Source organism: Dyella subtropica (assembly GCF_026283965.1).
Classification (GTDB): Bacteria; Pseudomonadota; Gammaproteobacteria; order Xanthomonadales; family Rhodanobacteraceae; genus Dyella_D; species Dyella_D subtropica.
In genome coordinates this window covers 129,835-142,549 of record NZ_JAPDPD010000003.1, presented here as the reverse complement: position 1 = coordinate 142,549, position 12,715 = coordinate 129,835, and the positions used below count along the sequence as shown (strand labels likewise).

Below are 12,715 nucleotides of genomic sequence, written 5' to 3'. Positions count from 1 at the left end.
AGCACGCGGTGCAGGCCCAAGTCTTTTTAGACGATTTAGACTTCTTGATTAGACGTCTAAATGGACGCGACCATTGTCGCAACGCTTCCTTGTAGGAGCGCACAGGGTGTGCTCCTACAAGGAAGCGGTCGCAACCTCTAGCGCTTCGAGATAAGCCAAGGCCTGCTGCTGATTCGCGCCGCACATCGCCTGCTCCGGCCGCAGGCGCGAACACACTGCCGGCCGTTCCGGGTGGCCGAAGATGGCGCAGCGATCATCGTCGGTCAGCTGCACACAACGAACGCCTGCGGGCTTGCCTTGCGGCATACCCGGAATCGGTGTGCTGATGGATGGCGCGATGCAGCAGGCACCGCAGCCGGCTCGACAGGAAAGGCCCACCGATCAGCCGTACTGCTGGCGCAGAGCGAGATAGACAGGATCGGTATCCGGCCTCTTGCCGTGCCACAGCTCGAACGCGTCGGCGGCGGTTTCCACCAGCATGCCCAGTCCGTCGAAGGCATAGCGTGCTTCGCCCGCACGTGCCCAAGCGACAAAGCCGGTGGCCGCCTTGCCATAAGAGAGGTCATAGCAGGTAGCGCGATTGCCGATCAGGCTGAAGGGCAGGTCCAGCGATGTGCCCAGCACGCCAGCGGATGTGGCGTTGATGATCAGGTCGTAGCTGTCGATGTCGGCCAGGTCTTCCCAATAGCGCGTATGCGCACGCGCTGGATCGCCGATGGCGTCGGCGAGCGCATCCGCGGCCTCGGGCGAGCGGTTGACAATAGTGAGGGTGTTCACGCCGGCATCAAGCAACGCCCAGGCAACGCCATGCGCCGCGCCGCCAGCACCGAGCAGCAGGGCATCGTGACCACGCAGGTCGACCTGATGGCGCTCGGTGAGGTCGCGCACCATGCCGTCGCCGTCCGTGTTGTGAGCGGCGAGACGACCATCGGGCAACCGTGTGAACACATTGGCGCTGCCGGCGCGGGTAGCTGCCTCGCTGCGCTGATCGGCCAGCGCGAACGCAGCAGCCTTGTGCGGCAGGGTTACATTGGCGCCCCGGCCGCCTTCCGCGAAAAAGCGGCGCACGCTGGCTTCGAACTCCGCCGGTGCGGCATCGATGGTGCGGTACTCCAGCGCGATACCGAACTGTTTCGCAAACGCCTGATGGATCTGCGGCGAGAGCGAGTGGGCGATCGGATGCCCGAAGACGGCGAACTGGCCTGCACTCATATGCGCTCCTTGATTTGAATGGCGATTCCCGCAGGGGCACAGCAGCCTACCCGCAACAACCTCATATTCTAATCCCGCTGGTCCGGCAGGTCGCAGATTTAGGCGTCGCAGGTTTTGAGATGGGCCGGAGGCAAGCTGCTTCCACACGACCTGAACGGACGACCGTCATGCGCCCGCAAGTTTTCGATCACCCCCGCCACCAACGTCTGGTTGTCAGCGCTCTCTTATGGCTGTTGTCCGGCAGCGTGCTGTTGCTCACCACACTGGTACCTGTGCGCACCGAACTGCTCGGCTGGACGCCAGCGTTCTGGCTGGTGGGCGCACCGTTCGTACTGTTGTTGGCATTGGAGCCGGGTCTGCCACGCCAATTGCTGGCACTCACCCATCCTCGCCGACGTCGTCCGCCACAAGCCATCTGGCACTGAATTCCGCTTGGCAGTGGAGCCTGGTGCGCAGGGAGCGCACTCTGGGGTTCCGACGGCAGCCTGGGATGGCTGGGCACCCGCCGGAGCGACGCGATGGATCGCGTTACGGGTTTCGGCAGCTCATGGAGGAGCTGCCGGAGTCACCCGCTTTACGTAGAGAGCCCAGGGCTCAGTCGGCTATACCCAGCCGCTTGCGCTCCAATCGGCGCATGAACTCCTGCATGATGCGCAGGTACAGATCTTCGCCGAGGTAAGCATCCTCGACGCCTGCGTCGATCGACGGGTTGTCGTTCACCTCAATGACCACCGGCTTGTCGCCAACCTGCTTGAGGTCCACGCCGTAAAGGCCATCGCCGATCGGCTGAGTGGCCTTGAGCGCCAGCTTCACTACTTCGGACGGTGCATCGCGCACGGGGATGGTCTCGAAGCCGCCGGATTTAGCCGTGCCTTTCGCGCCATGGTTGTAGATCTGCCAGTGGCCGCGCGACATGTAGTACTTGCAGGCGTAAAGCGCTTCGTGGTTCAGCACGCCGATGCGCCAGTCGAATTCGGTGTAGACGAATTCCTGCGCTAGCAGCAGGGCACTGTGCTGGAACAACTCGCCCGCGGCCTTTTCCAGTGCCTTCTCATCCTCCACTTTGACCACGCCACGGGAGAACGAACCGTCCGGAATTTTCAGCACGATGGGGAAGCCGAGCTTGGCGGCGACGTCCTTCAGTCCCTTCGCGTTGTCGCGGTAGATGATCTCGGTGTTGGGCACGGCCAGCTTGCGCGACATCATCAGATCGTTGAGGTAGATCTTGTTGGTGCAGCGGAGGATGGAACTGGGATCGTCGATGACCACCATGCCTTCCTTCTCCGCGCGATGGGCGAAGCGATAGGTGTGGTTGTCGCTGGCGGTGGTCTCGCGGATGAACAGGCCGTCGTACTCGGCCAGGCGCTGGTAATCGTTCTTGCCGATCGGGTCGACCTCGATGCCCAATTCCTTGCCGGCGTTGATGAAGGACTTCAGCGCCTTCTTGTTCGACGGCGGCATCGCCTCGTTGGGGTCGACCAGCATGGCGATGTCGTAGCGGTAACGCTTGCGCGCACGCGGCTTGCGCCACAGCTTCTTGGAGAAACTGTCCAGCGTCTCGGCAAAGGCGTCTTCCTGAGCGTCGTCCAGTGTGTGCAGACCCACCGGTTTGATCGAGCTGACCTGCCACACGCGGTCGCGCTCGAACTCGATACGCAGCAGCGGGCACGGGAACAGTTCGAACACCTGGCGCGCCAGATCCTGCAGCGCCGGGTAGGCCGTCTCACCGAAGTAAACGAGGATGCCGAAATCCGTGGTGTCGCGACCGCCGGCCGGCAGGAAATGCGTGAGCTTCTGGTTGAGGTCGTCGATGTCCAGGCCGTACAGCGAGCGCCGGCGCAGGTCGTTCACCGTGCGCACCGACGGCATCACCTTGTGCCCGCGCGCCTCACCCAGCAAAGACACGTAATAGCCGGTGCCCAGGTACTTGTAGCTGCGGCACAGGTTGATCACTTGCGTGCGTTCGTCGTCGCCGCCGATGGGTTCGCGCAGGTAGTCCATCGCGGTGACCACGTCGACGGATGGATAGTAGGAGCCCCAATCGGAGGCCTTCTCGACAACGATGACGAGACGGGACATGACACCTCAAGTTCGTTAGAGCCACGGTGGTGTCGTCACGTGGAGGAACGGGGCGGCACGGCGCAAGGCGCGCAGTTTGGCACATGGGGGGCTTTGTACAAGGGAATGATCTGAAGCATGACTAAATGCCAATATGTCTACCGTGACTGCAGGGCGATTGCCCAGCAGGGCGTACAGGACTAGAGTGCCGCGCTTCCGCCACCCTCCGTTTCCCCTCTGACTGCTGCCGCGTCCCGCGCCGCACCGGAATCCGCCGATGACCCCAATGCCCGCGACCGCCGCCGTGCGCGTGCGCCGCGCTGAACTATCCGATCTCGATGACCTGGTCGCGCTGGAGGAGCAGAGCTTCACCAGCGACCGGCTCAGCCGCGCTCAATTCCGCCGTCACCTGGACAGCGAAACCGCGCAGGTGCTGGTGGCGAGCGCGAACCATCGCCGCTTTCTCGGCACGGCCGTCGTGTTCTTCCGCAAGGGCAGCAAGGTAGCGCGCCTGTATTCCATCGCCACCCATGCCGAAGCGCGTGGCAAGGGCGTGGGTTCGGCGCTGTTGGAAGCGGCCGAGCACACCGCGCGACGGCGTCGATGCCACGCGCTGCGGCTGGAGGTTCGTACCGACAATCACAGCGCCATCCGCCTGTACGAACGGCTTGGCTATCACGGCATCGGTAAGCACGAGGGCTTCTACGAGGACGGCGCCGACGCCTGGCGCTACGAGAAGGTGCTGCGCTGACGAGGGCCTGCCCTCATAGAGGACAGGCTCTCAGCCGCCGAACGGCTGGCCGAGGCGCTGTTCGGTGACCTCGTCCGGCCGCGCCACCAAGGCGCCGGTGCGCATCAGGCTGACGTTGTAGTGGCCCTCGTCGACCAGCGGCAGAAAAGCGCCGCTGCCAAACACGGTATCGACGCCGGGCACCCATTGCGGATGCTGGCGCTTGAGGTCGAGCACATCGTAGGGGCCGGCTTCGTCGAAGCCGATGACCGTGCGCGGCGCCTGGGCCTCCTGCGCGGGATCGTCGTAACGGCCGCTCAGGCGATCGAGACGGTATAGGGGCGGGAGCCCGGCCAGCAGCGCCGGCAACTTCCATTTCAGAACAACTGCCTCCACTCGCCAGGCATCGCCGGACAGCTGCACCTGGCGCGTGCTGCCATCGGGCCAGCGCAAGGTCAGCGCCCAGCGCTGCGGCGACAGGATCCGCGCGTCGATGGTCACCACTGGCGTTTCTTCCGAGAGCAGGCGATAGCCGCGCAGACCCCAGCTGGCGCCCACCAGCACCAACGTGAGGACGAACCCTACCGCCAGCGACAGCGCACGCAGCGCGGCGGCAAGCCGCTGGCCGGCGTGCAAACGCGTGCGCAGGGCGATCAGCTGCACCAAGGTGAACAACAGCGCGATCACTGCAAGAACCAGCAGGATAGTGCTGGGCAGACGCAACAGCGTGGTCCAATCCATACTTCTTTACTCCACACCGCGAGACGGCGGCGGCCCGCGCATGATAACGGCTAGTGCGCGATGCCCCGAGCTGAACCGCTGTCCGTACGGCCTATCGCGGCGCACAGGGTGAGCATCGCTATACTGCGGCGGTCTCCGTAGGAACCCACATCCATGCGTCGATCGATCCTGCTGCTCCCGCTTTGCTTCGTGATGGCCTCGCTGGCTGGCTGCGGCAACAAAGGCCCGCTGTACATGCCGGCGCCGAAGCCGACTCCGACTCCGGCCGCGGCAACGGTAGCTCCGGCGTCTGCCGCCACGGCGGCTGCACCCGTACAACACTGAAGGCGCCCGGCGGTTTCATGACATTGCGCTTCACCAAGATGCAGGGCATCGGCAACGACTTCGTGATAATCGATGCGCGACGCGATGGCTTCGGCCTGCGCGAGGCGGAGATCCGCGCGATCGCCGACCGCCACAACGGCGTGGGCTTTGATCAGCTGATCAGCATCGAACCGGCGCGCGATCCAAGCTGTGCGTTTTACTACGGCCTCTGGAATGCCGATGGCTCGCCTGCGGGCCAGTGCGGCAATGGGGTGCGCTGCGTCGCGGCATGGCTGCATCGCGATGGTGCGCTGGCCATCGGCGAAACGGTACGGCTGGAAAGCCCCTCCGGGCCGGTCACGGTACGCCTGCTCTCCGCCGATCGGGTCACCGTGGACATGGGCGAGCCGGATTTCCTGCCCGCGAACATTCCCTTCCGCGCCGACACGCAGGCCGACCGCTACGACATCGACGTAGGCGGCGAAATGCTGGAAGTCGGCGTGGTGTCGATGGGCAATCCGCATGCTGTGGTGGTGGTGCCAGAGCTCGGTTCGCCCGCTTTGTTCCGTCACGGCCCGCTGCTGTCGACGCACGAGCGCTTTCCGAAAGATGCGAATACCGGCTTCGTGCAGTGGCTCGATCGACGCCATCTGAGCCTGCGCGTACACGAACGCGGTGTTGGCTGGACCCTGGCCTGCGGCACCGGCGCGTGCGCGGCCATGGCGGTGATGCGCCAGCGTGGCGAAGTGGACGAGAGCGTGCAGATTGAGCTTCCGGGCGGCCGCCTGCAGATCGAATGGGCTGGCCCCGGGCACACCTTGTGGATGACCGGCCCGGCCGCCTTCGTCTTTGAAGGTGAATGGCTGGGGATCTCGGGTACGCATTGAAGCGTAACGGCGGTCATCGCACACTCGGGGCCACGCACATCGCCTGACCCACCGGCTTCTGAGGTACCTCGCGCATGACCGACACTGCACTCGACGACACCTTGCAAGCCCAGGACGTAGCGGCCTATTTGCGCCGCCACCCGGGCTTCCTCAACGATTTTCCGGATCTGGCCGCGCAACTCACCCTGCCGCGCGAGCAGGGGCCGGTCGCTTCGCTGGCGGTTTACCAGCTGCAAAACCTGCGCGAGAAGAACGCCGAGCTGGAACGCCGGCTGGCCGAACTCGTTGCCATCGCGGCAGAGAACGAGCAGCTGATGCAGCGTGTGCACGACCTCAATGTCACCGTGCTGCGCGCGAATACGCCCGCCATCGCCGCACGCAGCGTGATCGCGAAGCTGTCCGAGGATTTCAAGACCGATCGGGTGCGCCTGCTGCTGTTCGGCGCAGCCAGCCTTCCCCACGCCGACTGGCTGCTGCAGGTGCCGGGTGGACGCGCCGAGTTGCCGGAGTTCGGCGATTTCCTTTCGCACCATGAACCGATCGCCGGACGCCTTTCGGCGGAGCGCTTGTATCGATTGTTCGGCGACCACGCGCCGGAGATCCAGTCGTCCGCGCTGGTGCCGCTGGGCGAGTTGGGCATCCTCGCCATCGGCAGCCGCGATCCGGATCATTTCCAGCCGGGCATGGGCACCTTGTTCCTTAAGATGATCGCCGCCACCGTTACCGCCGCGCTGCTGCGCTCACAGGACGGCGCCTGAGCATGGATCCGCGCGGCCAGGTCGCGACCTGGCTCGCCCGCCTCGCCGGCGAGCGCAAAGCCTCTTCGCATACGATCGATGCGTATCGCCGCGATCTGGACAAGCTGTTGCGCTGGATGGAAGCGCAGCAGCTGACCGGCTTTGTCGCACTCGACAGCCATCGCATGCGCGCGTTCGTCGCCGCCGAACATCGCGCCGGGCTGTCGCCGAAAAGCCTGCAGCGCCTGCTTTCCTCTTGCCGCAGCCTGTTCCGGCAACTGCAACGCGAAGGTTTGCTGGAACACGATCCGGTGGCCGGCGTGCGTGGACCAAAGGTCCATCGCAAGCTGCCGCAGGTGCTCGACGTGGACGAGGCCACCGCTCTGATCGAAGCTGACAGCGGCGGTGCGCTGACCCTGCGCGATCGCGCCATGCTGGAGCTGTTCTATTCCTCCGGCCTGCGCCTTTCGGAACTGGTGGGCCTGCGCTGGCTGGACCTGAATCTCGATGCCGGCGAAGTGCGCGTGCTGGGCAAGGGCAGCAAGACGCGCATCGTGCCGGTGGGACGGCATGCCGTGAACGCGCTGCGGGCGCTTGGCGAGGCGGAAGGCAGGGGGCCCGAAACGCCGGTGTTTCGCGGTCGCGGCGGCGCGCCGATCAGCCCGCGCACGGTGCAGGCCCGCTTGAAGACGCTGGCACTGAGCCAGGGATTCGCCAAACGCGTGCATCCACATCTGCTGCGCCACACCTTCGCCAGCCACATGCTGGAATCGTCCGGCGACCTGCGCGCGGTGCAGGAACTGCTCGGCCACGCCGACATCGCCACCACGCAGATCTACACCCACCTGGATTTCCAGCATCTGGCGAAGGTGTACGACGCCGCGCACCCGCGCGCGAAGCGCAAAGGCTGAACTCCCGCTTCTATCTCGGGGACGTCCACGCCGCCGTAACACTCCCGCGCGCCCCAAGCCCCAGCATATTGAACGGCGGTGCCACTGGCCCCACCTCTGCCGTTCAAGTCAATGCGGAGCCTCCCATGGAATCCTTTCACGCCACGACCATCATTTCCGTCCGCCGCAACGGTCGCGTTGTGATCGGCGGCGACGGTCAGGTCACGCTCGGCAACACGGTGATGAAGGCCAACGCGCGCAAGATCCGCCGCCTTGGCAAGGGCGATGTGCTGGCCGGTTTTGCGGGCGCCACGGCCGATGCCTTCACCCTGTTCGAGCTGTTCGAGGAAAAGCTGATCAAGCACAGCGGCAACCTCACCCGCGCTGCGGTGGAAATGGCCAAGGAATGGCGCACCGATCGCCGCCTCGGTCGCCTCGAAGCCATGCTGGCGGTAGCCGACAAGGATGCATCCCTGCTGATCTCCGGCAATGGCGACGTGCTGGAACCCGAGTTCGGCCTGATCGCCATCGGCTCCGGCGGCCCGTATGCGCAGTCCGCTGCGCTCGCGCTGATGGAAAACACCCAGATGGATGCGCGCGAGATCGTCGAGAAGGCGTTGAAGATCGCTGGCGACATCTGCATCTACACCAATCACAACACGACGATCGAAGAGCTTTGATGGCTTCTCGGCATCAGCCCTTCACTAACGTCATTCCGGCACGCGCCGGACAACGCCCCCATGCTCCGGTGCCCTCATGTCTGAATTGACCCCCCGCGAAATCGTCAACGAACTCGATCACTACATCATCGGTCAGCACGACGCCAAACGCGCCGTGGCGATCGCACTGCGCAACCGCTGGCGCCGTATGCAGCTGGAGCAGGGCCTGCGCGATGAGGTGACGCCGAAGAACATCCTGATGATCGGCCCCACCGGCGTGGGCAAGACCGAGATCGCACGCCGCCTTGCCACACTGGCGAACGCGCCGTTCGTGAAGGTGGAAGCGACCAAGTTCACCGAGGTGGGCTACGTCGGCAAGGACGTGGAATCCATCGTGCGCGACCTGGCCGACGTGGCCTACAAGCTCACCCGCGACCAGGCCGTCAAGCGCGTGCGTTCGCAAGCCGAGGATCGCGCCGAAGATCGCATCCTCGATGCGCTGCTGCCTCGCCGCCAATCGCCCACCGACTGGACCCACGATCCGGCGCCGGCCATCGATAGCGACACCCGCCAGAAACTGCGCAAGCAGTTGCGCGAAGGCGCTTTGGACGATCGCGAAATCGAGCTGGATTTCGCCATGAACGTGGGTGTGGAGATCATGTCTCCGCCCGGCATGGAGGAAATGGGCCAGCAGCTACGCCAGATGTTCCAGAACCTGGGCGGCGCGAAATCGCAGAAGCGCAAGCTGGCGATCAAGATCGCCCGCCCGCTGCTGATCGACGAAGAGGCCGGCAAGCTGCTCAACGACGATGAAGTGCGCGCCCAGGCGGTGTTCGCCGCCGAGCAGAATGGCATCGTGTTCATCGACGAGATCGACAAGATCGCCCAGCGCTCCGAGTGGGGCGGCGCCGGTGTCAGCCGCGAAGGCGTGCAGCGCGACCTGCTTCCGCTGGTGGAAGGTTCCACCGTGTCCACCAAATACGGCCCGATCAAGACCGACCACGTGCTGTTTATCGCCTCTGGCGCGTTCTCGCTGGCCAAGCCATCGGACCTGATCCCGGAGCTGCAGGGTCGTTTGCCGATTCGCGTGGAACTGTCGGCGCTGTCGGTGGGCGATTTCGAGCGCATCTTGCGCGAACCGCAGAACGCACTGACCAAGCAATACGTGGCCCTGCTCGGTACGGAGGGTGTCAGCATCGAGTTCACCGACTCGGGCATCGATCGCCTGGCCGAGGTGGCGTTCCAGGTGAACGAGCGCACCGAGAACATCGGCGCCCGCCGCCTGCACACGGTGATGGAGCGCCTACTTGAGAAAATTTCCTTCGAAGCTGCTGACAAATCCGGTGAAAAATACGTAATTGACGCCGAATATGTCGATAAAAACCTCGGAAGCCTGGTCAAGGACGAGGATTTGAGCCGTTACATCCTGTAAACATGGGGAAAGAGCCCGGCTGTTAAAATTAGGGGCGTATGGGAAAGATCATTGAACTCAAAACCACCGGTCAGCGGGCTCAGCTGCGCGAAGCGCAGCAACAGCAGCAGCTGATCCGGTTATGGCGCGGCGAACTCGAGCACGGCAGCTTTTGCGGGTATGTCGGCGGTGTCGGCCGCGAGTTTTTTCTGTTGTGGGTTGTCGGCGACGGCATTACCTACGACGGCATGTACGTCATGCGGCACCGCGACATTTCTGAGCTGGAGGCGCCGGACAAGCACGCTGTCTTCATGGAAAAGGCGCTGGTACTCAAGCACATCCTGCCGCGCCCGCCGCGCGGCTTTCCGCTGGACGACATCCGCGAGGTGGTGCAGGCCGCGGCCAAACAGTCGCCGGTCATCGGCGTGCACGTGGACAGCGAAGACGAGTCCGAGGTCTGCTACATCGGCAAGCTGATCAGCGTCGAAGAAGACGGCTTCAGCATGCAGGAGATCAGCCCCGACGCGGAATGGCTGCGCGAAGCGTCGTTTTTCTCGTGGGACGAAGTCTCCACCATCAGCATCGAAGACGGTTACGCACAATCGCTGCTGGCGGTGGCAGGCACGCCGCCGCCGCTGGAGCAGGGTGATTCGGGTGTTGGTCACGCACAGTGATCACGCACGATCCGATGATCGACGACGGATCCCCATCACAAGCTCGATGATTCCCACGCCCGCCGGCCTTCACCGGCGGGCGTGTCGTTTCAGGGTGCCGCTGTTTCAGGGCGCCGTTGTCGACGCCTCTGGCGCGGGGCTTCTTGCTGGCAGCGCGGCGCCCTTCACTTCCTTATCGAAGAAGCCGGCGATCAGATGAAACACGTGAGTGCGCTGGCCGGGCAGGTTCAGACCGTGCTTGGCGCCCGGATAAGCCATCAACTGGAATTGCGTGCCGCGCTTCTGCAGCTCCGCCATCAGCTTGGTGGAGTTGAGGAACAGCACGTTGTCGTCGGCCATGCCGTGTACCAGATAGAGCTTGCTGGTAAGGCCATCCAGCCAGGCGAACGGACTGCTACGCGTGTAGCCGGCTTCGTTGTCCTGCGGGCGGCCTAGATAGCGCTCGGTGTAGAAGGTGTCATACAGCCGCCAATCGGTCACCGGCGCCACCGCCACGCCAGCGGCCAGCTCGCCAGATGCCTTGGCCAGCATCATGGTGGTCATGTAGCCGCCGTAGCTCCAGCCGAACACGCCAATGCGCTTGCCATCCACCCATGGTTGCGCCTTCAACCAACGGATGCCGGCGAGCTGGTCTTCCACTTCGGCGGCGCCGAGTTGCTGGTAGATGGCGTCCTCGAATTTGCGACCGCGTCGCGCCATGCCACGGTTGTCCAGGGTAAACACCACATAGCCCTGGTTGGCCATGTATTGGTTGAAGTAGTCGCCCCAGGCGTTGACCACCACCTGTGCATGCGGGCCACCGTAGTAGGTGTCGAACACCGGGTACTTCTTCGCGGGATCGAAGCCCGCCGGCTTGTACACGCGGTAGTACAAAGTCTGCCCGTCGGCGGACTTCAGCATGCCGAACTCCGGCTTGATCAGGTTGGTGCGGTACGGCCAGAAGGGATGCTTCTCATCGAACTTGTTCTGCTCGATCCAACTAACCAGGCTGCCATCCGGTTTATGGACGCTGACCTGCGGCGGCGTGTCGGCGCTGGAATAGGTATCCAGATAGAAGCTGGCATTCGGCGCGAACTCGACCGTATGCGTGCCGGCGCCCTGGCTGATGCGCACGGGTGCGCTGGCGTTGCTGCCATCGAGCTTGAGCGCATAGATCTGCCGATCCGGCACGAAGTCGCGATTGGAGCTGACATAGACCGTGCCGCTGTGCTCATCCACCGCCAGCACGCCATCGATCTGCCAGTCGCCCTGGCTTACCGGGTGCTTGAGCTTGCCGTCGATGCCGTACAGATACAGATGGTGAAACCCGCTGCGCTCGCTGCCCCACAGGAAGCTCTTGCCGTCCTTGAGGAAGGTCAGGTCGTCGTTGAGGTTGATCCAGGTATCGCTGGTCTCGGTAAGCAGGGTGTGTTGGGCCAGCGTCTTTGCATCGACCTGTTTCAACTCCAGCTTCTGCTGACTGCGCGGCATGCGCTGGTAGCTGAGATGCTTGCCGTCGGGCAACCACTTCACACGTACCAGGTAGATGTCTTGATCCTTGCCCAGGTCGATCCAGCGCGGCTGGCCACCCATCGGCGCAACCAGGCCCAGCTTCACGGCAACGTTCGGATCGCCGGCACCGGGATAACGCTGATCGATCACCTCGGTACGGTCGGCATAAACCTCGGTGCGCTTGGTCACCGGCACCTTGGCTTCGTCGTAGCGCTCGAACGCGAGGGCGCTATCGTCCGGCGCCCACCAGTAGCCCGCGCTGCGATCCATTTCCTCCTGCGCGACGAATTCCGCTTCGCCGTTGTGCACCGTGCCGCCGCCGTCATGCGTGAGTTGCTTCGCCTCACCGCTGGCGAGATCGATGACCCACAGATTCTGGTCGCGCACATAGGACACGAAACGGCCCTTGGGCGAGATTTTCGGGTCGATGGCATCGCCGCCCGTATCCAGCGCGCGCGGCGCCGGCTTGGTGTCGGCCAAGTTGTACAGGTAGAGCTTGCCGCCGATGGGAAATAGCAGCTGCTTGCCGTCCGGCGACCACTGGTAAGTGAGGATGCCGCGCAGCCCGGCCGTGCGAGCGCGCTCGCGGCGTGCCTTCTCCGCGTCGGAAAGCTGCTCGCCCTGCGGCTCCAGCTTGCGCGAATCCACCAGCAGGTGCGTGCTGTTGTCCTTGGGGCGGTATTCCCACAGATCCAGTTGGAACTGGTCGTCACTGCGCGCGCGCAGGAAAGTGATACGGCTGCCGTCCGGCGAGATCTGCAGGCCGCGCGGCGCGGGCCCGGCAAGGCTACCGCCGTCGAAGATGCGTTCGATCGTGAGTTTTTGGGCCATGGTCGGCAGAGCCACCGTCATCAACGTGGCGAAGAGGAGGGCGCGCATGGGAACTTCCTTGGACTACGGATAAGGCGCAAGAACAAACGCG

At 64.0% G+C, this 12,715-nt stretch carries 14 protein-coding genes; 9 read left to right on the top strand and 5 right to left on the bottom strand.

Annotated elements, in window-relative coordinates; all coding sequences use genetic code 11:
• Positions 1-114: 114 nt before the first annotated feature.
• Both OUZ45_RS04305 and aroE read right to left on the bottom strand, forming a co-directional pair.
• Positions 115-378: a YkgJ family cysteine cluster protein gene (locus OUZ45_RS04305; RefSeq protein ID WP_266168687.1), complete on the bottom strand. Its 264-nt coding sequence runs from the start codon at positions 376-378 to the stop codon at positions 115-117.
• Between the two features lie 3 nt (positions 379-381).
• The gene (gene aroE, locus OUZ45_RS04300) at positions 382-1,212 is read right to left on the bottom strand and encodes a shikimate dehydrogenase (RefSeq protein ID WP_266168686.1); all 831 of its coding nucleotides are present in this window, start codon (positions 1,210-1,212) and stop codon (positions 382-384) included.
• Positions 1,213-1,379: 167 nt separating this feature from the next.
• Here aroE and OUZ45_RS04295 point away from each other — a divergent pair, with 167 nt between their 5' ends.
• On the top strand, positions 1,380-1,637 hold the full coding sequence (locus OUZ45_RS04295; protein ID WP_266168685.1) for a hypothetical protein: 258 nt from the start codon (positions 1,380-1,382) through the stop codon (positions 1,635-1,637).
• A 169-nt stretch (positions 1,638-1,806) separates the two neighbouring features.
• Here the strand turns inward: OUZ45_RS04295 and OUZ45_RS04290 are convergent, their stop codons facing one another.
• Positions 1,807-3,291, bottom strand: a complete 1,485-nt coding sequence (locus OUZ45_RS04290; RefSeq protein ID WP_266168684.1) for a RimK family protein — start codon at positions 3,289-3,291, stop codon at positions 1,807-1,809.
• 256 nt (positions 3,292-3,547) lie between these two features.
• Between OUZ45_RS04290 and OUZ45_RS04285 the strand changes: the two genes are divergently transcribed.
• On the top strand, positions 3,548-4,021 hold the full coding sequence (locus tag OUZ45_RS04285) for a GNAT family N-acetyltransferase (protein WP_266168683.1): 474 nt from the start codon (positions 3,548-3,550) through the stop codon (positions 4,019-4,021).
• Between the two features lie 30 nt (positions 4,022-4,051).
• Here the strand turns inward: OUZ45_RS04285 and OUZ45_RS04280 are convergent, their stop codons facing one another.
• Positions 4,052-4,741, bottom strand: a complete 690-nt coding sequence (locus OUZ45_RS04280) for a hypothetical protein (protein WP_266168682.1) — start codon at positions 4,739-4,741, stop codon at positions 4,052-4,054.
• 153 nt (positions 4,742-4,894) lie between these two features.
• Between OUZ45_RS04280 and lptM the strand changes: the two genes are divergently transcribed.
• The 7 genes from lptM (at position 4,895) to OUZ45_RS04245 (ending at position 10,302) form a co-directional block, all read left to right on the top strand.
• Positions 4,895-5,065: an LPS translocon maturation chaperone LptM gene (gene lptM, locus OUZ45_RS04275; protein WP_266168681.1), complete on the top strand. Its 171-nt coding sequence runs from the start codon at positions 4,895-4,897 to the stop codon at positions 5,063-5,065.
• Between the two features lie 17 nt (positions 5,066-5,082).
• Entirely contained in the window at positions 5,083-5,931 is an 849-nt protein-coding gene (dapF, locus tag OUZ45_RS04270; protein WP_266168680.1) for a diaminopimelate epimerase, read from the top strand.
• Positions 5,932-6,005: 74 nt separating this feature from the next.
• A complete protein-coding gene (locus OUZ45_RS04265; protein WP_266168679.1) occupies positions 6,006-6,689 on the top strand; it encodes a DUF484 family protein in 684 nt (227 codons plus the stop codon).
• A gap of 2 nt (positions 6,690-6,691) precedes the next feature.
• On the top strand, positions 6,692-7,579 hold the full coding sequence (xerC, locus tag OUZ45_RS04260) for a tyrosine recombinase XerC (RefSeq protein WP_266168678.1): 888 nt from the start codon (positions 6,692-6,694) through the stop codon (positions 7,577-7,579).
• Positions 7,580-7,704: 125 nt separating this feature from the next.
• A complete protein-coding gene (hslV, locus tag OUZ45_RS04255; RefSeq protein ID WP_266168677.1) occupies positions 7,705-8,238 on the top strand; it encodes an ATP-dependent protease subunit HslV in 534 nt (177 codons plus the stop codon).
• 76 nt (positions 8,239-8,314) lie between these two features.
• A complete protein-coding gene (hslU, locus tag OUZ45_RS04250; RefSeq protein WP_266168676.1) occupies positions 8,315-9,649 on the top strand; it encodes an ATP-dependent protease ATPase subunit HslU in 1,335 nt (444 codons plus the stop codon).
• A gap of 38 nt (positions 9,650-9,687) precedes the next feature.
• Complete coding sequence (locus tag OUZ45_RS04245) at positions 9,688-10,302, top strand: hypothetical protein (protein ID WP_266168675.1); 615 nt, start codon at positions 9,688-9,690, stop codon at positions 10,300-10,302.
• Between the two features lie 105 nt (positions 10,303-10,407).
• Here the strand turns inward: OUZ45_RS04245 and OUZ45_RS04240 are convergent, their stop codons facing one another.
• Complete coding sequence (locus tag OUZ45_RS04240; RefSeq protein ID WP_266168674.1) at positions 10,408-12,672, bottom strand: S9 family peptidase; 2,265 nt, start codon at positions 12,670-12,672, stop codon at positions 10,408-10,410.
• Between the last annotated feature and the right edge of the window lie 43 nt (positions 12,673-12,715).

What these genes read in the sequence shown, in the direction of transcription:
- OUZ45_RS04295 (WP_266168685.1), top strand. Translation starts at nt 1,380, where the DNA reads ATGCGCCCGCAAGTTTTCGATCACCCCCGCCACCAACGTCTGGTTGTC.
- hslU (WP_266168676.1), top strand. Translation starts at nt 8,315, where the DNA reads ATGTCTGAATTGACCCCCCGCGAAATCGTCAACGAACTCGATCACTAC.
- OUZ45_RS04280 (WP_266168682.1), bottom strand. Translation starts at nt 4,741, where the DNA reads ATGGATTGGACCACGCTGTTGCGTCTGCCCAGCACTATCCTGCTGGTT.
- dapF (WP_266168680.1), top strand. Translation starts at nt 5,083, where the DNA reads ATGACATTGCGCTTCACCAAGATGCAGGGCATCGGCAACGACTTCGTG.
- hslV (WP_266168677.1), top strand. Translation starts at nt 7,705, where the DNA reads ATGGAATCCTTTCACGCCACGACCATCATTTCCGTCCGCCGCAACGGT.
- OUZ45_RS04245 (WP_266168675.1), top strand. Translation starts at nt 9,688, where the DNA reads ATGGGAAAGATCATTGAACTCAAAACCACCGGTCAGCGGGCTCAGCTG.
- xerC (WP_266168678.1), top strand. Translation starts at nt 6,692, where the DNA reads ATGGATCCGCGCGGCCAGGTCGCGACCTGGCTCGCCCGCCTCGCCGGC.
- OUZ45_RS04240 (WP_266168674.1), bottom strand. Translation starts at nt 12,672, where the DNA reads ATGCGCGCCCTCCTCTTCGCCACGTTGATGACGGTGGCTCTGCCGACC.
- aroE (WP_266168686.1), bottom strand. Translation starts at nt 1,212, where the DNA reads ATGAGTGCAGGCCAGTTCGCCGTCTTCGGGCATCCGATCGCCCACTCG.
- OUZ45_RS04285 (WP_266168683.1), top strand. Translation starts at nt 3,548, where the DNA reads ATGACCCCAATGCCCGCGACCGCCGCCGTGCGCGTGCGCCGCGCTGAA.
- OUZ45_RS04290 (WP_266168684.1), bottom strand. Translation starts at nt 3,291, where the DNA reads ATGTCCCGTCTCGTCATCGTTGTCGAGAAGGCCTCCGATTGGGGCTCC.
- OUZ45_RS04265 (WP_266168679.1), top strand. Translation starts at nt 6,006, where the DNA reads ATGACCGACACTGCACTCGACGACACCTTGCAAGCCCAGGACGTAGCG.
- lptM (WP_266168681.1), top strand. Translation starts at nt 4,895, where the DNA reads ATGCGTCGATCGATCCTGCTGCTCCCGCTTTGCTTCGTGATGGCCTCG.